Genomic DNA, 26658 nt, shown 5'->3' with positions numbered 1-26658 from the left:
TCGATCCCGCCCTCGGGCGACAGGGGACGGCTCGAGCCCGCGCATCCGCGCAGTGTCACCCGGCGTGACGACACGAGTGGCGAGCCACTTCATCAGCGAGGTGACCAACCCTCGACGCCACGGCCGCGCCGAGCGCGACGACGAAGGTCGCGTGGGACCGCACCACCGCCTACGTGTTCGTCAAGACCACCGATGAGGACCACGCTTGGCGCCTTCTGCAGCGACTCGCCGACTTCCTGGCTCGGCTTCGGCGACGTCGACCTCGAGGTCCCGGAGAGATGCGCTGCGCCCCGAGAGCCGCTGCGCTGCAAGGAGTGCGATCAGCTTCGCGTCAGCCGCCGCCGAACCGGGCTCTCCTGCGCGTCGGCCGATCCTGACGCCGACACACAGTGCGGAGAGGACCAGACCGGCCGTCAGCACGACCAGCCCGACCGCCTCTTCGTGGCCGACCACGAGCAGGCCCGTCGTCGACTCGTACGTCTGTTCGGAGAGAGGGGCGTAGGCGACCAGCCGAAGGATCGGCTCTGGTAGCCGACCACGGTCAGGCAACCACCTGTGGCCAGAAAGACCGCCGCCGCGACGCTCCACAGACCCGACCCAGCCCTCATGGAAACGATCCTGTCGCGTGGCTGGATCCGCAGCAAGACAACCCGCTCAGTGACGCATCGACGACGGAGCCTCTTGCCAGCAGACAAGGCCTCCATGATTTCTTGGAGCACGCGCGCGGGATCGTCGAGGAGCGCATGCAGGCAACCCTCGAGCGGGCAGCCGCCGAGAGCGGGCGGCGTCTCGCACGCTGCGTTCAGCTGCTGTCGACCGGAAGCTGGAGGGAACGAGCCACAACGAGGTCGACGCGGCCACTGATCTCGTCGACCTCGGGGAAGCGGCTCACCTGCCAGACCGTCCATCGCTCTGGCCGCGCCACGTCGGCTACGGCGTGCCGCTGGGCGCTGGGTGGCCCCTCCTGCTCGTCGAAGCGGGCAGGACCGTCAGCCGACCTTGCACTCCCCGCACACGCCGAAGATCTCCAGCTGGTGCTCCACCTCCGTGAAGCCGTGCTCCGCGGCGACCTGGTCGGTCCAGGCCTCGATCGCGGGGCCCTCGACCTCGACAGTGCGGCCGCAGTCGCGGCAGACGAGGTGGTGGTGGTGCCCGGTCGAGCAGCGGCGGTAGGCGGTCTCGCCGTCGTCGGTGCGGATCGCGTCGAGCTGCTCGGCGTCGACCATCAGCTGCAGCGTGCGGTAGACCGTCGTCAGGCCGATGTCCTCGCCGGCGTGGCGCAGGTCGTCGTGGATCTGCGCGGCCGTGCGGAACTCCGACGTCCGCTGCAGCAGCTCACCGACCGCCGTGCGCTGGCGCGTGGTGCGCTGCGGCGTACGAGGCATCAGGACACCACCTCCGTGGCCATTCTGGGCGCCCGGGGCAACCGGCGGTCGCGCACGCCGCCGACGACGCGGCACACCACGTAGATCAGGAAGGACAGGGTCGTCACGTACGGGCTGATCGGGATCGAGCTGCCGAGCGCGAGCAGGATCCCGCCGACCATCGACACCACGGCGAAGACCGTGGACAGCACCGGCACCAGGACCGGCGAGGCGGAGACGCGCAGGGCCGCGGCGGCGGGGGTGACCAGCACCGACAGCACCAGCAGCGAACCCACGATCTGCACCGAGACCGCCACGGACATGCCCAGCAGCACCATGAACACGATCGACAGGGCGACCGCGGGCACCCCGCGGGCCTCGGCGACCTGCGCGTCGATGCTGACGAACATCAGCGGGCGCCACACCAGCAGCAGCCCGACGACGACGATCCCGCAGATGACCAGCAGCGCGGTCAGCCGCGGGTTGTCGACGGCGACGATCTGGCCGGTGAGCAGCCCGAACTTGTTCGCCGCGCGCCCGGAGTAGAGGGAGAGGCAGAGGATCCCGAGGCCGAGGCCGAAGGGCATCAGGACGGCGATGATCGAGTTCCGGTTGCGCGCCCGGCTGCCCAGGATCCCGATCAGCAGCGCCGCGGCCAGCGAACCCGCCAGCGAGCCCTCGACGACCCCGATGCCGAACAGCAGCCCCGCGGCCGCGCCGGCGAAGGACAGCTCGCTGATCGCGTGCACGGCGAAGGCCAGGTCGCGGGCCATGACGAAGACGCCGATCAGCCCGCCGGTGAGCCCGAGCACCGCGCCGGCGACCACCGAGTTCCGCACGAGCGCCAGCAGCTCGCCGTAGCCCTCGAAGTTGAAGAGCTGTGAGAAGAGGTCGAGGTGCATCAGTGGTCCGCCCCGTCGTGGTGAGGGGCGTGCTCGTGGCCCTCGTGCGCGTGGTCGGGCAGCCCGACCACGATGATCCGGCCGCGCGCGCGGATGACCTCCACCGGTGTCCCGTAGAGGTCGCTCAGCACCTCGGAGGTGAACACGTCGTCGACCGAGCCCACCAGCGCCTGCCCGTTGGCCAGGTAGACGACGGTGTCGACCATGTCGAGCACCGGGTTCACGTCGTGGGTGATCATCAGGACGGCGCGGTCGTGGTCGCGGCGACTGGCGTCGATCAGGTCGCTGACCGCGCGCTGCTGGTGCAGGTCGAGCGAGATCAGCGGCTCGTCGCAGAGCAGCAGCCTCGAGTCGCCGATCAGCGCCTGCCCGATCCGGAGCCGTTGCTGCTCACCGCCCGACAGCGAACCGATCCGCGTACGCCCGAACGCGCGGGCGTCCACCGTGTCGAGCATGGCGTCGACGCGTCGGCGCCGGTCCCTGCTGGGCAGCGGCAGCCCGAAGCGGGTGCCGTCGATGCCCAGGGCCAGGAAGTCGCGCGCCCGCAGCGGGGTGCCGCGGTCGGCGAGGTGCTGCTGCGGGACGTAGCCGACCGAGCGGTGGCCCCGCCGCACGGGCTCGCCGAGGATCTCGATGGAGCCGCTGGTGAGGGCCTGCGTGCCGAGGACGGCGCGCAGCAGGCTCGTCTTGCCCGAGCCGTTCGGGCCGAGGATCGCGACGAACTGCCCGGGCCGCACGTCGAGCGTCAGGCCCGACCAGAGCAGCCGGTCGCCGTAGCCGAGCGCGGCGTCGCGGATGGCGAGGACCGGCGGGGCGAGCTCTGCGGGCGTACGCCCTGCCGCCTCCGCCGTCACGGGGCCCATCATCCCTGCCGCGGCGCTCATCCCTGCAGCGCGCCGCCCACCGCGTCGAGGTTGCGCTGCATCCAGCCGACGTAGTCGAGGCCGGCGGGCAGCGTCTCGGTCATCCCCACGACGGGCACACCGGCGGACTTGGCGGCAGCGAGCACGGCCTCGGTCTGCGGACCGGTGGTCTGCTCGTTGTACGCGAGCAGCCCGACCTTCTTGCCGCTGAAGAGGGCCTCGGTCTCCTGCAGGACGGCCGGCGGCACGTCGCTGCCCTCCTCGATCGCCTCGCTGAACTCCTCGGGGGTCCGGTTGACCAGGCCCGACGCGTCGAGCAGGTAGAGCGGGACGGGCTCGGTGATGGCGACGCCGGTGCCGCGGTGCTCGGCGGCGAGGGTCTCCTCGCTCTTCTCCAGGCCCTCGAGCTTGGTGGTGAAGGCGGCTGCGTTGGTCCTGAACGTCTCGGCCCGGTCAGGCGCGATCGCCGACAGGTCCTGCTGCACCTGGTCGGTGAGCTTGACCATCGTCGGGAAGTCGTACCAGAGGTGCTCGTTGAACTCGCCCTCGGCGGGCTCCTGGTCGTAGCCGGAGACGTCGGCGACGTTCAGCACGCGCGGCTTCGCAGTGGTCGCCGAGAGCATCGTGGCGACGAAGTCGTCGTAGCCGCCGCCGTTCTCGACGACGAGCTGGGCCTTGCTGAGGGCGAGCTGCGTACGGGCGTTGGCCGTGTACTCGTGCGGGTCCTGGCTGGGGTCGTCGATGATCGAGGTGACCTCGACGGCGTCGCCGCCGATCGTCTTGACGATGTCGCCGTAGACGTTGGTGGAGGCGACGACGCTGACGGTGCCTGCGGCGCCGGATGACGCCGGTGCGGCGGAGCCGGCTGAGCCCGAGCAGGCCGTGAGCCCGAGGAGCAGGGCGGCGGCGGGCAGGGCGGGGACGAGCAGGCGGCGCATGGTGGCGGGTGACCTTCCGGCGGGACGAGGACGACGCGTCCGACGCTAATGAGACTGAAAACGATTGTCAAAAGCGTACGTCGGTCCCGGGTGCGGTGCGGAGAGCCAGAGCTAGCGGGCCCGGGACTGCCGGGACGAGGGTCCGGACACGGCAGCGCCGCCCCGCCCTGGTGGGCGAGGCGGCGCAGGACGCTCGGAGCCGGGGCTCAGTGCTCGTCGTAGTGGTCGTCGTGCGCGGAGTGGCGGTGCCCGTCGTGGACGTAGTCGACGTGGTCCTCGTGCTGGACGGACTCGTGGCCGCAGCCGTCGCCGTGGGTGTGGGAGGAGTGGTCCTCGACGTGGGTCTCGTGCTCGGTGGTCTGCTCGGTCATCTCGGTCTCCTCGTGGGTCGTGGCGACCCCGTCGGAGGGTCGGCAGGACCAGTCAAGGACGCGTCCCGGGCTGACGCAACACGATGCTGACAACCGCTTCGACAACCAGGTCCGACAGCGGCGTCCGCCCTGGTCAGCGCCCCCTGCGGACCGACTCGAGCAGCAGCTGCGCGACGTCGATCACCTCGGGTGCCGGCTTGCCCGAGCCGTTCGCCAGTGCGTCCGTCCCGTCGGTGAGCATCGTGCGGCAGAAGGGGCAGCCGGTCGCGATCGCCCCCGGCGCCGCGTCGGTCGCTCCGGCGGCGGCGAGGGTGGCGACGGCCTCCTCGGTGCGGTTGGCGTTGATCCGGGTGCCGAGGTCCTCCTCCATCCACATCCGCGCGCCGCCGGCGCCGCAGCAGAAGGAGTCCTTGCCGCTGCGGGGCATCTCGGCGACCGTCGTGCCCGGCAGCGCGCCGAGCAGCTCGCGCGGGGGCTCGTACACCTGGTTGTGCCGGCCGAGGTAGCAGGGGTCGTGGTAGGTGATGGTTCGCTGCTCGGCGTCGTCGGCCGGCGCGACCGGGGTGAGCCGGCCCTCGCGGACGAGGCGGTTCAGCAGCTGGGTGTGGTGCACGACCTCCATCGTCAGGCCGAGCTGGGGGTACTCGTTCTTGAGCGAGTTGAGGCAGTGCGCGCAGGTGGCGACGACCTTGGTGGCCTTCGCCTCGCGCAGCGTCTCGGTGTTCTCCGCGGCCAGCTGCTGGAAGACGAGCTCGTTGCCCGCGCGTCGGGCCGGGTCGCCGGTGCAGGTCTCTCCCTTGCCCAGGACCGCGTACGAGACGCCCGCGGTCTGCAGCAGCTCGGCCACGGCGCGGGTCGTCTTCTTCGCGCGGTCGTCGTACGCGCCGGCGCAGCCGACCCAGAAGAGGTAGTCGACCTGGCTCAGGTCCTCGACGTCCTCGTCGTGCGGGCCGCCGACGAGCGGCACGTGGAAGGGCAGGTCCTTGGCCCAGTCCATCCGCGTGCGGGGGCTCGCGTTCCACGGGTTGCCCTTGGATTCCAGGCCCTTGAACATGCCGTTCAGCTGGCTCGGGAATTCCGACTCCATCAGGACCTGGTTGCGGCGCAGGTCGACGATGTGGTCGACGTGCTCGATGTCGACCGGGCAGGCCTGCACGCACGCGCCGCAGCTCGTGCACGACCACAGGACGTCGGGGTCGATGACCGCGACGACCCCGTCCTGCACGGAGATCGGATCCGGCTCGGCGTACCCGGTGGGGCCGACCAGCGGGCGGGACGCCTCGAGGCGGAGCGCCTCGGGCAGCGCGTCGCGCTCGTCCTCGGGGGTCAGCAGGAAGGGCGCCTTCGCGTACGCGTGGTCGCGCAGGCCCATGACGAAGAGCTTGGGGGAGAGCGGCTTGTCGGTCGCCCACGCCGGGCAGGCGTCCTGGCAGCGGCCGCACTCGGTGCACGAGGTGAGGTCGAGCAGGCCCTTCCAGGTGAAGTCCTCGATCTTCGCGGTGCCCAGGCTCGCGTCCTCGTCGAGCGCGTCGAGGTCGCTGAAGTCGACCGGCTCGCCACCGGCCCGGACGGGAGGGAGGGCCCCGAGCGCGGGGGCGCCGTCGGCGTTGCGCTTGAACCAGATGTTCGGCCAGACCGTGAACCGGTGCCAGGCGACGCCCATGGTCGTGTCGAGCCCGAGCACGACGAACCAGGCCATGGAGATGACGATCTTGGCCGCCGCGATCAGGACGACCGCCGTCTCGGCGGCGCCGGTCGCGATGCCGGACGGGAGCAGGAACCACGTCAGCGGGAAGTCCCAGCGCGTCGTCTCGGCCAGCAGCTGCGACTCGAGCGCGCGCAGCAGCAGGACGCAGACGACGATGCCGAGGATCGTCAGCTCGACGTAGAGGCCCTTGCCGCCGTGCGAGCCGAAGAAGCGCGAGGCCCGGCCCCGGCCGCGCTGCGACGCGCGGACGTAGATGAGGTAGCCGATCGCGACGAGGCCGGCCCAGGCGATGAGCTCGGCGGCCCACTCGTACGCCTTCCAGTGCCCGATGACCGGCAGCACGAAGCGCGGGTCGAACAGCTGCCCGTACGCGGTGACGAGGGTGAAGAAGAGGGCGCCGAAGGCGACGAACACCAGCCAGTGCGCCGCGCCGACCCACGGGCGCTGGAGCATGCGGGTGTGGCCGATGGTCTCGACGACCATCGTGCGCCAGCGCCGGGCGGGGGAGTCGCTGCGGTTCGCTGGTCCGCCGAGCGACACCGTGCGCACGATCGTCCGCACCGCCCGGACGAAGAGCGCCACCCCGACCACCGAGATCGCCAGCGCCAGCACCCGCGCCGCCATGACCGCCACGTCAGACATGGCTGCATGTTACTCGTGAGTAACTTGTGCCGGGTCCGTGTCGGCGCCGAGTGTGACGACACCCCGAGGACCTCGGGTGGGAAGCCCTGCTCGAGACCGGCGCGCCGTCACACTCGGCATCAGGCCCCCAGGGAGCGGGGGAGCGGTACCGGGGCGCGCCGGGGAACGCAGGTGGAATTGTCGGCAGCCCCCGTTAGTGTCGTGGGCGACATGTCCGGGTGAGGTTCATTCGAGATCTTCGGTGGGGTACGCGTGATCGAGTTCGAGTCCGTGAGCAAGACGTTCTCGGGGGGCACGCACGCCGTCCAGGACCTGAGCCTGAGCATCCCGTCGGACCAGATCACCGTGATCGTCGGCCCCTCGGGTTGCGGCAAGACCACCACGCTCCGCATGATCAACCGCATGCTCGAGCCGTCCAGCGGCCGCATCGTGTGGGACGGCAAGCCGCTCAAGAGCCAGCGCAAGACGACGCTGCGCCGCCAGATGGGCTACGTGATCCAGAGCGGCGGGCTCTTCCCGCACCGCACCATCGTCGAGAACATCGGGACCGTCCCCGGCCTGCTCGGCTGGGACCGCACCAAGACCCGCAAGCGCTCGATGGAGCTGCTGGCCAACGTCGGCCTCGACCGGGGCATGGCCGAGCGCTACCCCGCGCAGCTCTCCGGCGGCCAGCAGCAGCGCGTGGGCGTCGCCCGGGCGCTGGCCGCCGACCCGCTGGTCATGCTCATGGACGAGCCCTTCTCCGCGGTCGACCCGGTCGTGCGCACCGAGCTCCACGAGTTCTTCCTGTCGCTGCAGCGACAGATCAGCAAGACGATCGTCCTGATCACGCACGACATCGACGAGGCGATCAAGCTCGGCGACCAGGTGGCGATCCTGCGCGTCGGCGGCCGGCTGGCCCAGGTCGGCCCGCCGCAGCAGCTGCTCGACGAGCCGGCCGACGCCTTCGTCGAAGGGTTCGTCGGGCGCGACCGCGGCTACCGCTCGCTGTCGTTCCTGCCCGCCGACGGCCTGCGGCTGGGCGAGGTCGCGGTGGTCCGCGAGGCCGCGTCGAGCGGTCACCAGGGCCCGACGCTCGTGCTCGACGGCGACGCCCGACCCGTCGGCTGGGTCGACGAGGAGCGGGCCGGCCTCGTGCACCCGATCGGCGGCACGTTCGTGCGCGAGGCCGACACGCTCCGGGCCGCGCTCGACTCCGCGCTCACCTCGCCGTACGCGATCGCGGTGGCCGTCGAGCCCGACACCGGCCGCTACGCCGGCGTCGTGACCGCGGACGAGATCCTCGACCAGGTCCGCGACCGCCGCAGCGGCAGCCCCGAGTCGATCACGGTCGAGGCCGCCGAGGCCCGTGAGCAGCAGTCAGCCGAGGCGCAGACGGCCGTCACGACGGCGTACGCCCAGCTCGACGACAGCGGTGACCCGGTAGCGGACCAGCCCGAGCGCGACGAGGCGGCCGGCGAGCCCGACCAGGTCGACACGGCCGGGGCGACGACCGAGGTGCCTTCGACCGAGCAGCAGCTCGCCCCGGGTGGGGCGACCGCGGCCGGTCTCGGCGAGCCCGGAACCGTCGCGCGCGACGCCGGGACGGACGAGGCGGGGGAGACGAGGCCCGAGAGGCAGCCCGCCGAGGAGCAGCCCGCCGAGGCGCGGCCGACCGAGGACGACCAGCCGACGGCGGTCCGCGAGGCCGTCACCGACGAGCCGGGTGGGCCGGAGGAGCAGCCCCGCCAGTCCGGGCTGTACCGGACCCCGCGCTCCCTCCCGCACGAGGAGGGCCCGCGCGGATGAACCTCGACTGGAGCTGGATCACCCGCAACCTGAGCATGATCGGCAGCCTGACGGCGCAGCACGCGGTGCTGTCCGTCCTGCCCGTCCTCGCCGCGCTGGTCGTCTCGATCCCCCTGGGCTTCCTCGTCTACCGGACCGGCCGGGCGGCCAACGTCATCCTGGCCGTGCTCGGGGTCGTCTACTCCATCCCCTCGCTCGCCCTGTTCGTCGCGCTGCCGCTCGTGCTCGGGACGGGCATCCTCGACCCGGTGAACATCGCCGTGGCCCTCGCGATCTACTCCGTCGCGCTCCTGGTGCGCAGCGTGGTCGACGGGCTGCGCTCGGTCCCGTCGGCGGTGAAGCAGTCGGCCGAGGCGGTCGGCTTCGGGTGGTTCCAGCGGCTGGTGCGCGTGGAGCTGCCGCTGGCCATGCCGGTCGTGTTCGCCGGGCTGCGGGTGGTGAGCGTCTCGAACATCGCGCTGGTCAGCGTGGCCGTCGTCGTCGGCGGCGGTGCGCTCGGACAGCTCTTCAGCATCGGCCTCGCGCGCTACTTCTACACGCCGGTGATCGTGGGGCTCGTCCTGACGCTCCTGCTGGCGCTCGTCGTCGACGCGATCATCCTGCTGATCCAGCGAGGGGCCCTGCCCTGGGCGAGGAGGCGGGTCGCGTGAGCTACTTCTCCTTCCTCCTCGACGCGAGCCGCTGGGGCGGCTCCGGCGGCATCGGGCAGCTGCTCCTGCAGCACCTCCTGTACACGGTCGCGGCCGTCGCCATCGGCGCGGTCATCGCCATCCCGCTCGGCGTCCTCATCGGGCACACCGGGAGGGGCGGCTTCCTCGTCATCGGCCTGAGCAACGCGGCCCGCGCCATCCCGTCGATCGGCTTCCTCGTGCTCGTCGTGCTGCTGCTAGGCACCGGCTCGGGCAAGGTCGTCCTCGTCCTCGCGGTGCTCGCGCTGCCGGCCGTGCTGACCGCGACGGCCGCCGGCGTCGCGGGAGCCGACGCCGACGCCGTGTACGCCGCGAGGGCGCTGGGCATGACGGGAGGACAGGTCGTCGCCCGCATCGAGTGGCCGCTGGCTCTCCCGCTGGTCGTGTCCGGGCTCCGCAGCGCCACGCTCCAGGTGGTGGCGACCGCGACCGTCGCCGCGTACGCCGCCGGTGGCGGTCTCGGGCGGCTGCTGATCAGCGGGCAGCTCAACCGCGACTACTCCCAGATGTTCGCGGGGGCGGTCCTGATCGCCGCGCTGGCGATCGTGCTCGACCTGCTGATCGGAAGCCTCGGGCGGCTGCTGTCCCGCCGCGTGCGGCGCGCACCCGCCACCCCCTCTGCTGCACCCGCCTAATCTGGCCCGACGGCGGGGAGCGTCCCCGCCCCGATCACGGAGAACCGTCCATGACCATCAAGCGCTCGCTGGCCGCTCTCGGCCTCACCATCACGACGCTCGTCCTGGCCGCCTGCGGCGGCGGCAGCGCCGACCCGCTCGCCAGCTCGGCACCCCCGTCCGCCTCCGCCGGCGGCACCAACACCCCGATCGTCGTCGGGTCCGCGGACTTCACCGAGTCGCAGGTCCTCGGCGAGATCTACGCCCAGGCGCTCACGGCCAAGGGCCTGCAGGCGAGCACCAAGCCGAACATCGGCTCCCGCGAGGTCTACCTCAAGGCCCTGCAGGACTCCTCGATCCAGATCGTGCCCGAGTACACCGGCAACCTGCTGCTCTACGTCGACCAGAACGCGACCGCGACGACCCAGGAGGAGCTGGCGGACGCGCTCCCGAGCGCCCTCCCGTCCGGCCTCAAGATCGGTGAGATCTCGGCGGCCGCGGACCAGGACGTCTACGTGGTCACCAAGGAGTTCTCCGCGCAGAACAACCTCACGTCGCTCGCCGACCTCAAGAACTTCTCCCAGGACATGGTCCTCGGTGGACCGTCGACCCTCGAGACGCGGGCCTACGGCGTGCCCGGGCTGAAGGGCGTCTACGGCGCCACGCTCAAGCAGTTCAAGCCGTACGAGTCGAGCGCGGTGCGTGCCAAGGACCTCAACGACGGCAAGATCCAGCTCGGCGAGTTCTTCACCACGGAGAGCGTCATCGCCGACAACGGCTACGTCGCCCTCGCCGACCCGCAGTCGATGATCCTGCCGCAGAACGTCGTGCCCCTGATGCAGGGCGCTGTCGCCGACAACGCCCAGGTGAAGGCCGCGCTCGACCCGGTGCAGGCCGCGCTCACGACGGACGACCTGACCGCGCTCAACAAGCAGGTGGACGTCGACAAGATGGACCCGAACCAGGTGGCAGCCTCCTGGCTCAAGAGCAAGGGCCTCGCCTGACCTGAGGCGCTCGTCGCAACGCCCCCGGTGCCTCTCGGCTCCGGGGGCGTTGTGCGTGTCACGCTCCCGGAGCCTGTCGAAGCGCCCGCAGCGGGTCAGCGTGCTCTGGGATCGAGCAGCTCAGCCCTCAGAAGGCGAATCGCTGGAGGTGCGCCCAGGGCCCGCCCTCGTAGCGCCACAGGTCGAGCCCGACCGCGTCGACGTCGACCGGCCGGAACTCCGCCTCCAGCGCCTCGACCGTGCGGCGGGCGACCGCGGGGTCGACCTTGTTCTGCAGCGTGACGTGCGCCCGCAGCCGCTGCTGGTCCTGGCGCGTGAGCCACGGGGACCAGGCCTCCTGGAGACGCCCGTGCAGGCGGGCGAGCGCAGGGCTGGCCACCCCGTACGCCGCGCCGCGGCCCAGGCTCATCACCCGGTCGACGCGCAGCGGCACGGGACCCTCACCCGCCGCCTCGGCGAGGTAGGAGCGGACCTCGCCCTCGTGCTCCCCGGGCACGGCGTGGAAGAGCGTCAGGTGCGCCCCGATCACCGTCCGTCCCGCCGGGAACCACTCCCGACGCAGCGCGTCGAGCTCGCCCTGCAGGTCGTCGGGCAGGGCGAGCGTCACGACGAGCGGGGCGGCCGCTCGCTCGCCGCCCCGCCCGCCGCCTGCGTGCCCGTGACCGGTCAGGGGAGGTAGTAGGTCGGGTTGGGCAGCTTGACCGCGCGGTCGGCGTACCCGCCGAGCAGGTCGGAGTACTGGTCGCCGAAGGTCGCGACGACCGTGTAGCCGAGGTCGTCCTCGATGTGGGCCCGCGTCTTCGACTTGTACTCGATCGTCGTGCACGTGGAGCCGCCGACGCAGCCGCTCACCCACGCGGGGTAGGGCTGGCCGCTCTTCGGCTTGGTGAAGAAGCGGTCGGCGACGAACGCGTCGGCGGGGTAGCCCACCTTGGCCAGGTTGGCGATCGTCGCGGCCTTCTGGCCGTCGTTGCGCCCGGTCAGCCCGAAGATCGTGAAGCCCGCCTTCTGCGCCGCCTTCACGTACGACACCATCGCCGGCGTGGCCGGGAAGCGCTGGTCCTGCACCCACTCGTCCTGCAGCACCGGGTCGAACGTGAAGTGCATGTCGTGCACCTCCATGTCGTAGGTGAACAGCGTCGTGTCGTCGGAGTCGAAGACGAGGGCGGGCTTCTCACCGCGCGCCACGGCCGCCCGGTAGCGCGCCTTGAGCGCGCGGCGCTGCTGGTCGGCGATCTTCGTCAGCTCGCTGATGTAGGGCGAGCGGGTCTTGCTGGCGATGCCGATGCCGGGGTCGCCGTAGTAGACGGCGATCGTCTTCTTGACCGAGTCGACGTTCGGGATGCCCTCGCCGCCGACGTACTGGCCGCTCGAGCCGTCGGGCGCCATCGTGAAGTGCGTGCGGGGGGCGAGCTTCTTCTCCTTGACGCCGGGCAGGTTCGCCGACGGCAGGTAGTAGGTCGGGTTGGGCAGCTTGACCGTGTGGTCGGCGTAGCCGCCCTGCAGGTCGCTCCACTGGTCGCCGTAGTTGGCGACGATCGTGAGGCCCTTCTTGCGCTCGAGGTAGCGGCGGGTGCCGGCCTTGTACTCGACCGTGGTGCACGCCTTCACGTCGACGCAGCGGATGTACGAGGGCTTGGTGCCCTGCCACTTGGTGTAGAAGTCGTCGGCGGTGAAGGCGGTGTAGCCGACCTTGCGGAGGTTGGCCAGGGTGAGCTCCTCCTGGCTCGCCGAGCGGCCGGTCAGGCCGATGATCCGGTAGCCGATCTTGGCCGCGCGGTTGACGTAGTCGACCATCGCCGGGGTCGCCGCGAAGCGCTGGTCGTCGATCCACTGCTGCTGGATCGCCGGGTCGAAGGTGAAGTGCATGGCACTCACCTCCATGTCGTAGGTGAAGAGCGTCGTGTCGTCGGTGTCGAACACGAGCGCGGGCTTCTCGTGCCGCCGCTTGGCCTGGTCGTAGCGCTTCTGCAGCGACGCGTCCTGGGCTCGCACGATGGAGCGCATCTCGGAGATGTAGGGCGAGGTGGTCTTGCTCGCGATGCCCGTGCCCGGGTCGCCGTAGTAGGTGGCGATCGTCTTCTTGACCGAGTCGACGTTCGGGATGCCCTCGCCGCCCTGGGTGCGACCGCTCGAGCCGTCCGGCTTCATCGTGAAGTGCGTGCGCGGCGCGAGGGTCGCCTTCGCGGCGCTCGAGCGCGCGGCCACGTCGACCGTGGTGCTCGACGTGGAAGGGGCGACGGGCTGGGCGCCGGCCGGCGGAGCGACGAGCGCCCCGAGCAGGGCGGTGGCGAGGCCGGCGACGAGCACCGAGGGACGAGGACGGGGCACGAGAACCTCCGGGTCGTGGGGTGAGCCGCAGCAGACCGTACGCCGGGCTATGGACCTCGCGCCACTGCAGCGCTCCCGACCTCCCCGGGGGTCTTGTGGTCCGCCTCGCCCAGGCGCATGCTCACGAGGGTGACGACGAGCCAGCGGGTGCGACCGGCCGAGGCCTTGCGCGCGGCGTGGTCGCGGGTGCGTGCGGCGCTCCCCGTGGCCGCACCGCCCACGTACGCCGAGCCCCAGGACGACCCGCGGGTCGCGTGGCAGCGTCGGCTGGACCGCGTTCGCGCCGCCCTCGAGCAGGGACGCGCCGACCTCGTCGAGCACGGCTGGACGCAGCGGGCGTGGTTCAGCGTGGCGGCCGACGGTGGTGCCGTGCGCAACGCCTCGCCGGCCGAGGCCTTCGACCTGGTCCGCCCGACCAGCCCGGTCTCGGGCGCCTGCCTCGTCGGCGCCCTGCTCCGCCGGGCCGAGGACCCCGACCGGGCCACGACCCACGACGACGTGTGGGGCGCGGTCGACGAGCTCTACGAGGCGCTGCACGAGCGGATGGGCCACTTCTCCTCCCCGCCCGGGCGCGTCGACACCCTCGCCCGCCGCCACGGCAAGCTGCAGGTCCTCACCGCCTGGAACGACGACCCCACCACGAGGCGCGACGACGTCCTCGACCTTCTCGACCGCGCCGTGAGCCGCACCCTGGTCGGCGCCTGCAACGCTTCCTGAAGCCCGTCCGGGGCCCGGGGACGATCCCTGATCCCCCCGCCGGGGCCGGGAACGCTCCCTGAGCTGTCGAAGGGCCGGAACGGGTCGGCGTTCCTCAGGCTCGACGCCAACCTCTTCGAGGCCGTTCGACAGGCTCACGGAGCGTCTTCGGTACGTGGGTCGCTGACACTTACTGAGCCGGTCGAGGGGCCCGGGCCGCTGACGCTCCCTGAGCTTGTCGAAGGGCCCGGAACGGGTTGGCGTCCTCAGCGCCGAGCGGAGCTCAGGCCGAACGCCCCACATCCGCCCGGTCCTGCAGCGCCCGGATGTGCTGCTCGGCGAGGTCCATGAAGGCGCGCGTCGCCGGGCTCAGCGAACCGCCCGGGCGCGTGACGAACGCGAAGTGCTCCTCGAAGACGGGATCGAGGTGCGCCCAGTGCAGCGCGGCGGGGAAGCCGGACCAACCCGTGACCAGGAACGACACGAGCGAGTCCCCGACCCCGTACGCGGCCAGCTCGACCGCCGCGGTCTGGAACTCGACCTCGACCGAGGCGTGCAGCGTCACCCCCGCCCTCTGGGCGCGCTCGGTGAGGCTGCGCCGCAGCGGGTCGTCCTGGGTCCAGCGCGCCTCGGACAGGATCAGCCGGCGCCGGCTCAGCTGCTCGACGTCGACCGGGGCGGCCGTCCGCTCCGGGTCGGCGCTGACGTAGACGACCGTGTCGGTGAGGAGCGGGCGGCTGACCCACAGCCCGCGGTCGTCGATGGGGAGCTGGACGAGGCCGGCCTCGAGGTCGCCGCTCCGTACGGCGTCGGCGACCTCGGAGGAGTTCAGACCCTGCACCCGGATCGCGACGTCGGGGTGCAGCCGGCCGAACTCGGCGGTCAGCGCGGGCAGCAGGTAGAGGTGCGCGCTGCTGAACGTCCCGAAGGAGACGGTCCCGCCGGCCAGCTCGCGCACGTCGCGCACCGCGGCGGTGAGGTCCTCGACGTCGCGCAGGACCTTCTCGGCCCACGGCACGAGCATGCGGCCGGCGTCGGTGAGCTGGAGCTGGCGGTTCGTCCGGGTGAAGAGCGTGACGCCGAGCGTCGACTCGAGGCGTCGCACCTGGTCCGACAGGCTCGGCTGGGCGATGTGGAGCCCGTGCGCCGCGGCCGCGAACGAGCGGTGCTCGACGGCGGCGAGGAAGTAGACAAGCTGCTGCAGGGTCGGGCGGCCGGAGGCCACGGGTCCTCCCGTACGGCTGGTCGCGGCCGGTCAGCGGGCCAGGAACCCGCCGTCGACGACGAGCTCGGTCCCGGTGACGAACGAGGCGTCGGAGGACAGCAGGAAGGCGACGGCGGCGGAGAGCTCGGAGACGTGCGCGCGACGGCGCAGGGGCGTGTCCGGGACGACCCCGCCCTCCTTCTCGTGCTCGTTCATCGGGGTGCTGACCCCGCCGGGGACGAGGGTGTTCACCCGGATCCCGTCGCCCGCGAGCTCCAGCGCCGCGACCTTGGTCAGCGACGCGAGCGCGCCCTTGCTGGCGCAGTAGGCGATGTAGCCGGGCGCCCCGACCGCGCCGAAGATCGACGCCACGTTGACCACGGCGGCGCCGCCGCTGCGGCGCAGCAGCGGCAGGCACGCCTGGAGGCCGAGCAGCGCACCGGTCACGTTGACGGCGAGCAGCGAGTTCCAGGCCTCGAGCGTCTCCTCCTCGAGCGGGTTGACGTGGATGATCCCGGCGTTGTTGACCAGGCCGTCGAGCCGGCCGTGCGCGGCCTCGATCTCGGCGACGACCGCGGCCCACGCGTCGGGGCTGGTGACGTCGAGGTGGCGGTAGCGGACGTCGAGGTCCTCACCCTCGAAGCGGGCGGCCAGCGCGGCGCCGTCGGCGTCGAGCACGTCGCAGGCCCAGACCGTCGCGCCCTCGTGGGCCAGCCGCTGGGCGTGCGAGGCGCCCTGCCCGCGCGCACCGCCGGTGACGAGGACGACGTGGCCCTGGAGCCGGTGGGCGCGGACGTCGGTGAGGGCGGTCACGACGCGAAGCGTACGGGTGCCCGGTCCGGCGGAGGCCGCACCCGGGCCTCAGGCCTCGGCGGGCGCCGCGCCCTCGCGCTCGTCGCGCTCCGCCCACTCGAGCAGCTCGTCGATCGCGTACGGGTGGTCGTCGATGTCGGCGTGCAGGTCGCCCAGCCTCGCGAACCGCTCCGGCATCGTCGCGATCGTGAAGTCGTGCGGGTCGACGTCGGCGACCTCGTCCCAGGTGACCGGGGCGGACACCAGGCCCTCCGGGGTGCCGCGCACGGAGTAGGCGCTGGCGATCGTGTGGTCGCGGGCGTTCTGGTTGTAGTCGACGAAGATCGCGCCGGGGTCGCGGTCCTTGCGCCACCACGTGGTGTCGACCCCGCCCGCGCTGCGCCGCTCCACCTCGCGCGCGAACGCCCAGGCCGCGCGCCGCACGTCGGCGAACCCGTGGTCGGGCGTGATCCGCACGTAGACGTGCATCCCCTTGCCGCCGGAGGTCTTGGGGTAGCCGGTCGCGCCCAGCTCGGCCAGCACCTCCCGTACGACACCCGCCGTCTGCTGCACGTCGGCGAACGTCGCCAGCGGCATCGGGTCGAGGTCGATGCGCCACTCGTCGGGCGACTCGACGTCGTTGCGGCGGGAGTTCCAGGGGTGGAACTCGACGGTCGACATCTGCACCGCCCACACGACGTCGGCGACGTGGTCGACGCAGAGCTCGTCGGCGTCGCGGTCGTAGCGCGGGAAGTGCACGCGCACCGTCTCGATCCACGGCGGAGCGCCCTTGGGCAGCCGCTTCTGGTGGACCTTCTCGCCGTCGACCCCGTCGGGGAAGCGGTGCAGCATGCACGGCCGGTGGCGCAGGGCGTTGACGATCCCATCGCCCACCGAGAGGTAGTAGTGCGCGAGGTCGAGCTTGGTCTCCCCGCGGGCGGAGAAGTAGACCCGCTGGGGGTTGCTGATCGAGACCGTACGGCCGTCGACGTCGAGCTCCACGCGTTCGGTGGCCACGGAGCGAGCCTAGGGCCGGGGTCTAGGCGGGGGCGGCGCCGGGCTCGCGCCGCGCCATCATCGCGTGCAGCGTGAGGAACCGGACGACGGTGGCGATGCCCTGCGCGACGACGAGCACCGCGACCTCCGCGACGCGACCGGCACCCGGGTCCATGCGGTGCAGCAGCCAGAGCGCTCCCGCGGAGAGCCCGAGCCCGAACGCGAAGGCCGCCAGCCCGCCGAGCTGGTGCCCGAGCGCGCCCTTGGACCCGCGCAGCCCGAAGGTCAGGCGCCGGTTGACCGCGGTGTTGGCGACCTGCGTCGTGACCAGGGCGACGACGTTCGCGACCTGCGCGCCGGTGAAGCTCCGGAGCAGGAGGTAGAGCAGCAGGTACGCCGCCGCGCTCGCCGCCCCGATCACCGCGAAGCGGACCAGCTGTCGGGAAGTCGGACGGGCTCGCACGAGCCCATCTTGGCCGCCAGGACGACAACGGGTGAGTTCCTGCACCGTGACGGTGCAGGAACTCACCCGTCGTGGGCGACGCCCCGCTCAGCGTCGATGCGCCATCAGCTGCCTCAGGGCGAGGAACCGGACCAGCGTCGAGACCGCGTTCGCGACGACGAGGATCGCGACCTCGAGCGCGCGGTCCGGGTCGGGCGAGACCGCGTGCAGCACCCACAGCGAACCGCTCGTCAGCCCGAGCCCGACGCCGAAGGCGACCAGCCCGCCCGCGTGGTGGCGCAGGGCCCCGTCCGCCCCGCGGACGCCGAACGTCACACGGCGGTTCGCGGCCGTGTTGGCCACCGCGGTGACGAGCAGGGCGACCAGGTTGGCCACCTGCGGACCGGTGAGGTCGCGCATCCCGAGGTAGAGCACGAAGTACGCCAACGTGCTCAGGACCCCGACCCCGCCGAACTTGAGCAGCTGGCCGAACAGCCCGCGCGGCACTCCCGGGACCGCCGAGGGGACCTCGGCGTCGCGCCCGAGCTCGGCCCGCAGCCGAGCCACCGGGATCCGGCCGCCGGCGAAGCCCCGCAGCAGCCGGGCGACCCCGCGCAGGTCCTCCTTGGCCGTCGCGACGATGTCCACCCGGCTGTCGGGGTCGTCGACCCAGTCGACGGGCACCTCGTGGATCCGCAGTCCCGCGCGCTGGGCGAGGACGAGCAGCTCGGTGTCGAAGAACCAGTTCACGTCCTCGACGAGCGGCAGCAGGTCGCGGGCCACGTCGGCCCGGATCGCCTTGAACCCGCACTGCGCGTCGGAGAACGACGCCGACAGCGCGCCCCGCAGGATGAGGTTGTAGCTGCGGGAGATGATCTCGCGCTTCGGCCCGCGCACCACCCGGCTCGAGCGTGAGAGCCGGGTGCCGATCGCCAGGTCGGAGTGGCCGGAGATCAGCGGCGCCACCAGGGGCAGCAGCGCGCGGAGGTCGGTGGACAGGTCGACGTCCATGTACGCGAGGACGGTCGCGTCGGACGCCGACCACACCGCCTTGAGCGCCCGGCCGCGGCCCTTGGCGTCGAGGTGCACGGCGCCGACGTGCTCGAGCTCGTCGGCCAGCGCCTGCGCCTCCGCCCACGTCGCGTCGGTGCTGGCGTTGTCCGCGATCGTGATGCGGAAGCCGTACGGCAGCTCCGCGTCGAGGAAGGCGTGGAGGCGTTCGACCGAGGGGCGCAGGTCGGCCTGCTCGTTGTGGACGGGCACGACCACGTCGACGAGCACCTGGGTAGGGCGGAGGTGGGTGGTGGACGCCGCGGCTCGGCGGTCGGTCGCGGCTTCGGGGAGCAGGTGGGTCATGGGAGTCCGTCTGGTCACGAGGGGTGGTGGGAGGGCAGGTTCAGGAGGTGGGCTGGGTGAGGTCGTAGACCGTGACGCCGCCGACCGTGCTCGCCGTGTAGTGCGCGGCGACCCAGGTGGTGATCTCCGAGGCCGTGCCGCGGTCGCGACCGCCGCCCATCTGGTCGCCGGCGATGAGGTAGTGCACGTCCCCGGCCGCGACGTACGCCTGGAACTGCGCGAGGGTGGGGCTCGGGTCGCTGCCGGTGAAGCCGCCCATCGCCATCACCGGCTGGCCGCTCGCCAGCTGGTAGGTCGCGGCGGACTGCGAGCCCGTCGTCGCGGCGGCCCAGCGGTAGGCGCCGGCGTCGGCCTGGAGCAGCTGGACCAGCGCGGTGTCTGCGCCGCGCTCGCCGCCGAAGCCGCCGCCGCCGAAGCCGCCGCCCTGGGTGCCGCCCTGGGCCTGACCGGGCGCCTGGCCCTGGGTCGGAGCCTGCCCCTGCGGAGGGGTGGCCCCGTCGGCCCGACGGCCGTCGCCGGTGCGGCCGTCGAAGCCCCGCACCCCGCCCGGACCCTCGCTCGAGCGCACCGGGCCGGCCGTGACGATCGAGCCCGTGTGGGGCGTGGCGACGGTGTTCAGCGTGTACGCGGCGGGTCCGGTCGCGGCGCCCGCGAGGGCCACGGCGAGGACGACCCCGGCGACCGCGCGGGGCAGGCGGTGGGCGACGAGCAGCCCGAGCGCGGCCAGGACCCCGACGACGAGGACGGGCCAGCGCAGCGACTCGTACACGCCCGTGGCGCGGCCCAGCAGGACGAACGCCCAGACCGCGCTCAGCGCCACGCCGCCGGCGAGGCCGGCGCGACCGAGCCAGGTGTGCCGACGGCCCCACAGGACGGCGCCGGCGATCGTGACCCCGGCGGCGATCGCCGGAGCGAGGGCCACGACGTAGTAGTCGTGGTAGGTCCCCTCCATCAGCGAGAAGGTCAGGCCGGTGACGAGGGTCCAGGTGGTCCACAGGACCAGGGCGGCGCGGCGGGCGTCGGTCCGCGGCGCCCGGCCGATCGCCACGACGGCGACGACGGCCAGGAGCAGGGCGGCGGGGAGCAGCCAGGTGATCATGCCGGCCGACACCTGCTCGAAGAGCCGGGTGATCCCCGCCGAGCCGCCGAACCCGCCGCCTCCGCCGACGCCGGCCGCGCCCGAGCCGGCCGAGCGGCCGAGGATGCGCGCCAGGCCGTTGTAGCCGACGACGAGGTCGAGGACCGAGTCGTTCGTCGACCCGCCGACGTACGGGCGCCAGGAGGCCGGCACCAGCTCGACGACCGCGACCCACCAGCCGAGCGAGACGACCATGGCGGCGAAGGCGCCGAGCAGGTGCAGGAGGCGCTTGCGCACGGTCGTCGGCGCGGCGACGAGGTAGACGAGCACGAGGGCCGGCAGCACGAGGAAGGCCTGCAGCATCTTGGTGAGGAAGGCGAGGCCGATGAGGACGCCGGCCCAGGCCAGCGTCTTGCCGCTGGCCCTCTCGGTGGCCCGCAGCGTCACGTACGCGGCGAGGGTCATGAGGAAGACGAGCAGCGCGTCCGGGTTGTCGAAGCGGAACATCAGCGCGGCGGCGGGGGTCAGCGCCAGCAGCGCGCCCGCGACCAGCCCGGCGCGGTGCGCCTCGGCGGTCCGCTCCGCCGAGGGGGTGCCCCAGCGCTCCAGGGTGCGCCGCACGGACGCGTACGTGACCCCGACGGTGGCGACGCCGAGCAGCGCCTGCGGGGCGAGCACGCTCCACGAGCTGAGCCCGAAGACGCGGACCGACAGCGCCATCAGCCACAGCGACGCCGGCGGCTTGTCGACGGTGATCGCGTTGCCCGCGTCGAGCGAGCCGTAGAAGAAGGCCTTCCAGCTCTGCGAACCCGCCTGGACGGCCGCGGCGTAGAAGGAGTTGCCGTAGCCCGACGCCGAGAGGTCCCACAGGTAGAGCCCGGCGGTCGCCGCCAGCAGCACGACGACGGCGATCGCGCGCCCGGTCGAGGGGCGTGGGAGGCGGGCGCGGCGGCGCGGGCGCGTGGTGCCCGGGTCCTGCGGGGGAGCCCCGTCGTCGGTGCGCGGGGGCGTCCCGGCGGTGGTCGGGGGCAGGGTCGAGAGCGTCATGCCCCATACCCTCGGAGCGCGCCCTGTGGGCAGTTCCGGGTCGGACCGTGGCGCACCTGTGAGCCGGAAGCACATGGCGGCGGCCGTTGTTGTCAGACCCGCGACCTAGGGTCTCCCCGGGGTGCAGGAGGAGGCAGTGGCATGAGCATGGAGGGCGTGGCCTGGTCGGCCGTGTACCGCGTCTCGACGGCGCAGCAGGAGCGCAGACCGTTCTCCTGGACGACGGTGCGACGCATCTGGGGGTTCGCGCGCCCGCAGCGCCGGGTGCTCGCGGTCTTCCTCGTCCTCAGCGTGGTGACCGCGTTCCTGGCCATCGCGACGCCGCTGCTGGCCGGTCGCGTCGTCGACGCCATCACCACGAACGGCTCGACCCGACTGGTCGTCCGGCTCGCCGTCCTCATCGCCCTGATCGCGCTCGCCGAGGCCGGGGTGGGCCTGGTGGTGCGGTGGCTGTCGGCCCGCATCGGCGAGACCCTCATCCTCGACCTGCGCCGAGCGGTCTTCGACCACGTGCAGACGATGCCGGTCGCCTTCTTCACCCGCACCCGCACGGGCGCCCTGGTCAGCCGCCTCAACAACGACGTCATCGGCGCTCAGCGCGCCTTCTCCGACACGCTCTCCGGCGTCGTCACGAACCTCGTCGCGGTCGTCCTCGCGCTCGTGACGATGCTGGCCATCTCCTGGCCGATCACCGTGCTGGCCCTCGTGCTGCTGCCCGTGTTCGTGCTCCCCGCCCGGCGGATGGGCGCCCGGCTCGCGCGCCTGCGCCTGGAGGCCGCCAACCTCAACTCGCTGATGAGCACCCAGATGACCGAGCGCTTCTCCGCGCCCGGCGCGACGCTGGTCAAGCTCTTCTCCTCGCCCGAACGTGAGTCGGTCGAGTTCAGCGAGCGGGCCCGGCGGGTGCGCGACATCGGCGTGCGCTCGACGATGGTGCAGATGGTCTTCGTGACCGCGCTGACCCTCGTGTCCGCGCTCGCGCTGGCCCTCGTCTACGGCCTCGGCGGCTGGTACGCGCTGCGCGGCACCCTCGAGGCCGGCTCGGTCGTGACCATGGCGCTGCTGCTGACGCGCCTGTACGCCCCGCTGACCCAGCTCGCCGGCGCGCGGGTCGAGGTCATGAGCGCCCTCGTCAGCTTCGAGCGCGTTTTCGAGATCCTCGACCTCAAGCCGCTGATCACCGAGGCCGAGCACCCCGTCGCGGTGCCGGCCGGTCCGGTGTCGGTCGAGTTCGACCACGTCCGCTTCGCCTACCCGACCGCCGACAAGGTGTCGCTGGCCTCCCTGGAGGAGGTCGCCGTCCTGGACAACCGCGGCGGCGTCGAGGTCATCCACGACGTCTCGTTCCGCGCCGAGCCGGGGCAGATGATCGCCCTGGTCGGCTCCTCCGGCGCCGGCAAGTCGACCATCGCCTCGCTGCTGTCCCGCCTGTACGACGTCGACGAGGGCGCCGTGCGTCTCGGCGGGGTGGACGTGCGGGACCTGAGCTTTGACGCGTTGCGGTCGACGCTCGGGATGGTCACCCAGGACGGGCACCTGTTCCACGAGTCGATCCGCAACAACCTGATGCTGGCCAACGTCGACGCCACCGAGGACGAGCTCTGGTCGGCGCTGACGCGCGCCCGGCTGGCCGACCTCATCGCGAGCCTGCCCGGCGGCCTGGACACCGTGGTGGGGGAGCGCGGCTACCGCCTCTCGGGTGGCGAGCGCCAGCGCCTGACCATCGCGCGCCTCCTGCTCGCCCACCCGCGCGTCGTCATCCTCGACGAGGCCACCGCCTCGCTGGACTCCACCTCGGAGGCCGCCGTCACCGCCGCGCTCGGCGAGGCGCTCGAGGGGCGTACGGCGCTCGTCATCGCCCACCGGCTCTCTACGGTGCGCGCGGCCGACTCGATCGTCGTGCTCGAGGACGGCCGGGTCGTGGAGCAGGGCCGGCACGCCGAGCTGCTCGCGCTGGGCGGACGCTACGCCGAGCTCTACCGCACCCAGTTCGCGACGAGCGAGGCCGAGGCGGACCTCGAGCAGGAGGAGCTCCAGAGCCTCCGGTGACCGCGGCGTGGGCCGGCTGACCTCAGGCGACGCCGGCCGTCGGACGGGCGGCGTCCGAGGTGGTGACGGGGGCCAGCGGCAGCGTCACCGTGAACTCGGTGCGTCCCGGCTGGCTCTGCACCCCGACGGTGCCGTGGTGGGCCTCCACCACGGCCGCGACGATCGCGAGCCCGAGCCCCGTGCTGCGCCCCGCCGCTGCTCCGGGGGTCCGGACGCGGCTGACCTCCGCGCGGGTGAACCGCTCGAAGACGCGCGACCGGATGTCCTCGGGGATGCCCGGCCCGCTGTCGGTGACCGTGATGAGCGCGTCGCTCCCGCGCACGGCGACCGAGGCCCGGACCTGGGTCCCCGCCGGGGTGTGCGTACGCGCGTTGGCCAGCAGGTTGGCCACGACCTGGTGCAGGCGGTAGCGGTCGCCGAGGGCGACGACCGGCTCGTCCGGCAGGTCGAGCTGCCAGACGTGGTCGGGGCCGGCGGCGCGCGCGTCGCTGAGGGCGTTGATGACGACCTCGCTGAGGTCGACGGGCTTGACGTCGACGTCCGGCCCGGAGTCGAGCCGGGCCAGCAGGAGCAGGTCCTCGACCAGGTACGACATCCGCTCGGCCTCGGCCTCGACCCGGCTCATCGCGAAGGCGGCGTTCTCCGACATCGAGTCGCGCTCGCGTCGCGTCAGCTCCGCGTACCCGCGGATCGCCGCGAGCGGGTTGCGCAGCTCGTGCGAGGCGTCGGCGACGAACTGCCGCACCTTGGTCTCGCTCGCCTGGCGGGCGGCCAGGGCGTCCTCGACGTTGTTGAGCATGTGGTTGAACGCCTGCCCGACGCGCCCGACCTCCGAGGTGGGGTCGGCGTCGGCCGGCGGCACGCGTACGGCCAGGGCCACCTCGCCACGGTCGAGCGGCAGCTGCGAGACCTGCTGCGCGGTCGCCGCCACGCGGTTGAGCGGGCGGAGGCTGCGTCGTACGACGGTGCGCGACGCGACCACGGCGCCGGCGATGGCGAAGCCCGTGAGCAGGGCCTCGAGCCCGATCAGCTGGGCCAGCTGGTGGTCGACAGCCTCCAGCGGCAGGCCCCAGTAGGCGTGCGCGGGTGTCACCACCCCGGTCGAGCGGTTGATGAGCTTCGCGTCGCCCGCCAGCAGGCGGTAGCGACCCAGCCCAGGCAGGATCACGGTCTGCTTGCCCTGCGCGGGGATGCCGCCCATGGTCTGGATCACGGAGTCGGGCAGGGCGAGCAGTTGGCCGTCGGAGGCGATGATCTGGCCGGGTCCGCCCGAGCCGTCGTCGGCGACGACCGCGGCGAGCGAGCCGGGCGGCTGCCCGGGGATGATCAGCTGGTCGCGCGGCCCGCGCTGCCCTCCGGGGTCGCCCCGCACGGCGCGCGCGCTGACCCCGTCGAGCTGGCTGTCGATCGACCCCAGGAGCAAGGTCCGGGCCGCGAGCGCGGTGGCCGTGCTCAGCAGGATCGCGACGAGCGCGACCAGGACGGTGACGCGTACGACCAGCTGTCGCCCCAGCGTGCCGTGACCGAAGGCGTCGAGCGGAGCCTGTGCGGGTGCACCGACGGGAGCAGGCCACCCCGGCTCAGTCGGTGCGGCAGCCACTGCGGGAGGCGTCCGGGGGCGCGGATCCTGCGGCGGTGGCGGCTGCTCGCCCGGTCCGAGGAATTCGGGTCCCGGTGCGGCCATCAGCTCGCGGGGCGCAGGACGTAGCCCGCGCCGCGCATGGTGTGGATCATCGGCGGGCGGTCCACGTCGATCTTCTTGCGCAGGTAGGAGATGTAGAGCTCGACGACGTTGGCCTGGCCGCCGAAGTCGTAGTTCCAGACCCGGTCGAGGATCTGGGCCTTCGAGAGCACGCGGCGGGGGTTGCGCATGAGGTAGCGCAGCAGCTCGAACTCGGTCGCGGTCAGCGAGATCTCCTTGCCCCCGCGGCTGACCTCGTGGCTGTCCTCGTCGAGGCTCAGGTCACCGACGACGAGCGTCGAGTCGCTCCGCGCCGACGCGGCGCCGCTGCGCCGCAGCAGGGCCCGCAGCCGCGCGATGACCTCCTCGAGGCTGAAGGGCTTGGTGACGTAGTCGTCCCCGCCGGCGGTCAGGCCGCCGATGCGGTCCTCGACGGCGTCCTTCGCCGTCAGGAAGATGACGGGGACGTCGGGGTCCTCGGTGCGGATGCGCCGCATGACCTCGAGGCCGTCGAAGTCGGGCAGCATCATGTCGAGCACGATCGCGTCGGGGCGCACCTCGCGCGCGGCCTTGACCGCCGTGCTGCCCGAGTTGGCCGTGGTGACCTGCCAGCCCTCGTAGCGCATGGCCATCGACAGCAGCTCGGTCAGGCTCGTCTCGTCGTCGACCGCGAGCACGCGGATGGGCGACCCGTCAGGACGGGTCAGGGGCGCGGTGGCGGTATCGGTGCGGGCCATGACCTCAGGTTGACATCGGGGAGTCGCGATGGGCTGTGGTAATTCTGTCAACTTCCTGTGACCTGTGCGCGGCTGGTGTCCCGGCTGTGCCGACGTCGTCCTCCCACCCCCGCCGAGCGGTAGGTTGCGGCGCCAGATCTGGCCTTCTGAGCGCCGCAACCTACCGCTCGGCGGAAACGGGAGGCCGGGTCTGCCGAGCGGTAGGTTGCGGCGCCTTTTTCGGTCGTTTCCGCGCGGCAGCCTACCGGTCGGCGTTCAGGTGGGGCATGTGTCGGGGACGGGCGCTAGCGTCGCGACGTGCCGGGGCTGCCGCCGTTCGACCGCGTGGTGCGCGAGCACGGCGCCGTCGTGCTCCGCGTCTGCCGCGCGGTCCTGAGCGGGGACGCCGAGGCGGACGACGCCTGGCAGGAGACGTTCCTGGCCGCGATGCGCGCCTACCCCGGGCTCGACCCGGGCACGAACCTCCAGGCCTGGCTCGTCACCGTCGCGCACCGCAAGGCGCTCGACGTGGTCCGGGCCCGGGACCGCCGCCCGCTGGTCGACCCGCGGACGCACGAGGGCGCCACCACCTCCGCCGCTGCACCCGAGGACCCCGCGCGGGCGGCCGAGGACCGGGTGCTGAGGGACGCCGTGGCCGCGCTGCCGGAGCGTCAGCGCTGGGCCGTGGCCCTGCACCACCTCGGCGGCCTGAGCTGGGCCGAGGTCGCCGCGCTCGTGGGCGGGACGGAGCAGGCCGCGCGCCGGGCCGGGGCCGACGGGGTGGCCGCGCTGCGGCGTACGGGCGGGTGGCGTTGAGCGCCGGTGCCCGACGTCAGGGGCGGGCGGAGAAGAACGTGTTCTCGGACGGTGCCGGCGCCGGGGCCGTCGCGGGGTCCGCGTCCGCGGGCTGCGGCTCCTCCTCGGCCTCGGTCGGCTTCTTGCGGGCGAAGACCCGGTCGAGGCTGACCACGCCGCCGCCGAAGACGAGGAAGAGCAGCCCGAGCATGCCCAGGGCCACCGAGTACTCGAAGCCGCCGTGGTACGAACCGTCGCTGTTCAGCAGGTTCGGACCCTTGTACCAGCTGGTCCACACGACGGTGAGGACCTGCTGGACCAGCACTCCGAGCCCGACGAGCGGGGTGAGCGCCCCGAGCAGCAGGAACAGCCCGCCGACGATCTCGAAGGTCGTCGCCCCGTACGCGGCGTAGAGGGCGTACGGCGTCGAGAACTGGGCGAGGTACTCGGCCTGGGAGGCCATGCCGGCCTGCCAGCGGTTCACCCCGTGCAGGAGCAGGATCCCGCCGAGACCGAGGCGCGCGACCAGCAGCGCGACGTGGCGGCAGAAGGCGACGAAGCGACTCACGGGGGCCTCCAGGCGTCCGGGGGT

The 26658-nt window shown here is 72.7% G+C and carries 24 protein-coding genes; 7 read left to right on the top strand and 17 right to left on the bottom strand.

The features are described 5' to 3' along the window. Positions 1 to 989 precede the first annotated feature (989 nt). The 6 genes from BLU42_RS15610 to BLU42_RS15585 all read right to left on the bottom strand — a co-directional run bounded on the left by BLU42_RS15610 (position 990) and on the right by BLU42_RS15585 (position 6788). Entirely contained in the window at positions 990 to 1385 is a 396-nt protein-coding gene (locus tag BLU42_RS15610; protein ID WP_091076281.1) for a Fur family transcriptional regulator, read from the bottom strand. After that, entirely contained in the window at positions 1385 to 2266 is an 882-nt protein-coding gene (locus tag BLU42_RS15605; RefSeq protein WP_172825805.1) for a metal ABC transporter permease, read from the bottom strand. Before BLU42_RS15605 ends, BLU42_RS15610 begins: the two co-directional genes overlap by 1 nt. Then, entirely contained in the window at positions 2266 to 3150 is an 885-nt protein-coding gene (locus BLU42_RS15600) for a metal ABC transporter ATP-binding protein (protein WP_197680465.1), read from the bottom strand. Before BLU42_RS15600 ends, BLU42_RS15605 begins: the two co-directional genes overlap by 1 nt. After that, positions 3147 to 4067, bottom strand: coding sequence for a metal ABC transporter solute-binding protein, Zn/Mn family (locus tag BLU42_RS15595; protein ID WP_091076275.1), 921 nt, complete (start codon positions 4065 to 4067; stop codon positions 3147 to 3149). The genes BLU42_RS15600 and BLU42_RS15595 overlap by 4 nt, the downstream gene beginning before the upstream one ends. A 206-nt stretch (positions 4068 to 4273) precedes the next feature. Further along, complete coding sequence (locus BLU42_RS15590; RefSeq protein WP_091076271.1) at positions 4274 to 4438, bottom strand: zinc transporter permease; 165 nt, start codon at positions 4436 to 4438, stop codon at positions 4274 to 4276. Between the two features lie 133 nt (positions 4439 to 4571). Further along, a complete protein-coding gene (locus tag BLU42_RS15585) occupies positions 4572 to 6788 on the bottom strand; it encodes a (Fe-S)-binding protein (RefSeq protein WP_091076268.1) in 2217 nt (738 codons plus the stop codon). Between the two features lie 252 nt (positions 6789 to 7040). Here BLU42_RS15585 and BLU42_RS15580 point away from each other — a divergent pair, with 252 nt between their 5' ends. The 4 genes from BLU42_RS15580 to BLU42_RS15565 are packed head-to-tail and all read left to right on the top strand — an operon-like array spanning position 7041 to position 10883. Next, a complete protein-coding gene (locus tag BLU42_RS15580) occupies positions 7041 to 8576 on the top strand; it encodes an ATP-binding cassette domain-containing protein (protein ID WP_091076266.1) in 1536 nt (511 codons plus the stop codon). After that, the gene (locus BLU42_RS15575) at positions 8573 to 9226 is read left to right on the top strand and encodes an ABC transporter permease (RefSeq protein ID WP_091076263.1); all 654 of its coding nucleotides are present in this window, start codon (positions 8573 to 8575) and stop codon (positions 9224 to 9226) included. The genes BLU42_RS15580 and BLU42_RS15575 overlap by 4 nt, the downstream gene beginning before the upstream one ends. Further along, entirely contained in the window at positions 9223 to 9900 is a 678-nt protein-coding gene (locus BLU42_RS15570) for an ABC transporter permease subunit (protein ID WP_091076260.1), read from the top strand. Before BLU42_RS15575 ends, BLU42_RS15570 begins: the two co-directional genes overlap by 4 nt. A gap of 50 nt (positions 9901 to 9950) precedes the next feature. Beyond that, positions 9951 to 10883, top strand: coding sequence for an ABC transporter substrate-binding protein (locus BLU42_RS15565; protein WP_197680464.1), 933 nt, complete (start codon positions 9951 to 9953; stop codon positions 10881 to 10883). A 127-nt stretch (positions 10884 to 11010) separates the two neighbouring features. Here BLU42_RS15565 and BLU42_RS15560 read toward each other — a convergent pair whose 3' ends face one another. Beyond that, a complete protein-coding gene (locus BLU42_RS15560) occupies positions 11011 to 11490 on the bottom strand; it encodes a 2'-5' RNA ligase family protein (protein ID WP_197680463.1) in 480 nt (159 codons plus the stop codon). A gap of 59 nt (positions 11491 to 11549) precedes the next feature. Further along, positions 11550 to 13214, bottom strand: a complete 1665-nt coding sequence (locus tag BLU42_RS15555) for an HAD family acid phosphatase (RefSeq protein ID WP_197680462.1) — start codon at positions 13212 to 13214, stop codon at positions 11550 to 11552. 129 nt (positions 13215 to 13343) lie between these two features. Here BLU42_RS15555 and BLU42_RS15550 point away from each other — a divergent pair, with 129 nt between their 5' ends. After that, the gene (locus BLU42_RS15550; protein WP_091076257.1) at positions 13344 to 13931 is read left to right on the top strand and encodes a DUF6197 family protein; all 588 of its coding nucleotides are present in this window, start codon (positions 13344 to 13346) and stop codon (positions 13929 to 13931) included. Positions 13932 to 14193: 262 nt separating this feature from the next. Here BLU42_RS15550 and BLU42_RS15545 read toward each other — a convergent pair whose 3' ends face one another. The 6 genes from BLU42_RS15545 to BLU42_RS15520 all read right to left on the bottom strand — a co-directional run bounded on the left by BLU42_RS15545 (position 14194) and on the right by BLU42_RS15520 (position 20825). Beyond that, positions 14194 to 15135, bottom strand: coding sequence for a LysR family transcriptional regulator (locus tag BLU42_RS15545; protein ID WP_091076254.1), 942 nt, complete (start codon positions 15133 to 15135; stop codon positions 14194 to 14196). A 30-nt stretch (positions 15136 to 15165) separates the two neighbouring features. Further along, the gene (locus BLU42_RS15540) at positions 15166 to 15927 is read right to left on the bottom strand and encodes an SDR family NAD(P)-dependent oxidoreductase (RefSeq protein ID WP_091076251.1); all 762 of its coding nucleotides are present in this window, start codon (positions 15925 to 15927) and stop codon (positions 15166 to 15168) included. 48 nt (positions 15928 to 15975) lie between these two features. Next, entirely contained in the window at positions 15976 to 16923 is a 948-nt protein-coding gene (gene ligD / locus BLU42_RS15535; protein ID WP_091076247.1) for a non-homologous end-joining DNA ligase, read from the bottom strand. A gap of 22 nt (positions 16924 to 16945) precedes the next feature. Then, positions 16946 to 17365, bottom strand: coding sequence for a GtrA family protein (locus tag BLU42_RS15530; protein ID WP_231918192.1), 420 nt, complete (start codon positions 17363 to 17365; stop codon positions 16946 to 16948). 87 nt (positions 17366 to 17452) lie between these two features. After that, a complete protein-coding gene (locus BLU42_RS15525) occupies positions 17453 to 18700 on the bottom strand; it encodes a glycosyltransferase (protein WP_091076241.1) in 1248 nt (415 codons plus the stop codon). A gap of 40 nt (positions 18701 to 18740) precedes the next feature. Further along, complete coding sequence (locus BLU42_RS15520; protein WP_091076237.1) at positions 18741 to 20825, bottom strand: mannosyltransferase YkcB-related protein; 2085 nt, start codon at positions 20823 to 20825, stop codon at positions 18741 to 18743. A 141-nt stretch (positions 20826 to 20966) separates the two neighbouring features. Here BLU42_RS15520 and BLU42_RS15515 point away from each other — a divergent pair, with 141 nt between their 5' ends. Further along, entirely contained in the window at positions 20967 to 22874 is a 1908-nt protein-coding gene (locus BLU42_RS15515) for an ABC transporter ATP-binding protein (protein WP_091076234.1), read from the top strand. A 22-nt stretch (positions 22875 to 22896) separates the two neighbouring features. On the opposite strand, the gene BLU42_RS15510 is transcribed toward BLU42_RS15515, so the two are convergent. Both BLU42_RS15510 and BLU42_RS15505 read right to left on the bottom strand, forming a co-directional pair. Continuing rightward, the gene (locus BLU42_RS15510) at positions 22897 to 24474 is read right to left on the bottom strand and encodes a sensor histidine kinase (RefSeq protein WP_231918191.1); all 1578 of its coding nucleotides are present in this window, start codon (positions 24472 to 24474) and stop codon (positions 22897 to 22899) included. 83 nt (positions 24475 to 24557) lie between these two features. After that, positions 24558 to 25292 (bottom strand): response regulator transcription factor, encoded by a 735-nt coding sequence (locus tag BLU42_RS15505; RefSeq protein WP_091076227.1) that lies wholly within the window; start codon positions 25290 to 25292, stop codon positions 24558 to 24560. A gap of 297 nt (positions 25293 to 25589) precedes the next feature. Here BLU42_RS15505 and BLU42_RS15500 point away from each other — a divergent pair, with 297 nt between their 5' ends. Then, positions 25590 to 26087: an RNA polymerase sigma factor gene (locus tag BLU42_RS15500; protein ID WP_231918189.1), complete on the top strand. Its 498-nt coding sequence runs from the start codon at positions 25590 to 25592 to the stop codon at positions 26085 to 26087. A gap of 16 nt (positions 26088 to 26103) precedes the next feature. Here the strand turns inward: BLU42_RS15500 and BLU42_RS15495 are convergent, their stop codons facing one another. Beyond that, positions 26104 to 26634, bottom strand: coding sequence for a DoxX family membrane protein (locus BLU42_RS15495; protein ID WP_157720002.1), 531 nt, complete (start codon positions 26632 to 26634; stop codon positions 26104 to 26106). Positions 26635 to 26658: the final 24 nt, after the last annotated feature.

Source organism: Microlunatus sagamiharensis (genome assembly GCF_900105785.1).
GTDB lineage: Bacteria > Actinomycetota > Actinomycetes > Propionibacteriales > Propionibacteriaceae > Microlunatus > Microlunatus sagamiharensis.
The sequence above is the reverse complement of the archived record's forward strand: the minus strand, read 5'-3'. Positions and strand labels throughout refer to the sequence as shown.

Bases quoted from the DNA above. Each gene is read 5' to 3' on its own strand.
- BLU42_RS15575 (WP_091076263.1), top strand. From the start codon at position 8,573: ATGAACCTCGACTGGAGCTGGATCACCCGCAACCTGAGCATGATCGGC.
- BLU42_RS15515 (WP_091076234.1), top strand. From the start codon at position 20,967: ATGAGCATGGAGGGCGTGGCCTGGTCGGCCGTGTACCGCGTCTCGACG.
- BLU42_RS15610 (WP_091076281.1), bottom strand. From the start codon at position 1,385: ATGCCTCGTACGCCGCAGCGCACCACGCGCCAGCGCACGGCGGTCGGT.
- BLU42_RS15590 (WP_091076271.1), bottom strand. From the start codon at position 4,438: ATGACCGAGCAGACCACCGAGCACGAGACCCACGTCGAGGACCACTCC.
- BLU42_RS15520 (WP_091076237.1), bottom strand. From the start codon at position 20,825: ATGACGCTCTCGACCCTGCCCCCGACCACCGCCGGGACGCCCCCGCGC.
- BLU42_RS15605 (WP_172825805.1), bottom strand. From the start codon at position 2,266: ATGCACCTCGACCTCTTCTCACAGCTCTTCAACTTCGAGGGCTACGGC.
- BLU42_RS15585 (WP_091076268.1), bottom strand. From the start codon at position 6,788: ATGTCTGACGTGGCGGTCATGGCGGCGCGGGTGCTGGCGCTGGCGATC.
- BLU42_RS15595 (WP_091076275.1), bottom strand. From the start codon at position 4,067: ATGCGCCGCCTGCTCGTCCCCGCCCTGCCCGCCGCCGCCCTGCTCCTC.
- BLU42_RS15565 (WP_197680464.1), top strand. From the start codon at position 9,951: ATGACCATCAAGCGCTCGCTGGCCGCTCTCGGCCTCACCATCACGACG.
- BLU42_RS15525 (WP_091076241.1), bottom strand. From the start codon at position 18,700: ATGACCCACCTGCTCCCCGAAGCCGCGACCGACCGCCGAGCCGCGGCG.
- BLU42_RS15505 (WP_091076227.1), bottom strand. From the start codon at position 25,292: ATGGCCCGCACCGATACCGCCACCGCGCCCCTGACCCGTCCTGACGGG.
- BLU42_RS15600 (WP_197680465.1), bottom strand. From the start codon at position 3,150: ATGAGCGCCGCGGCAGGGATGATGGGCCCCGTGACGGCGGAGGCGGCA.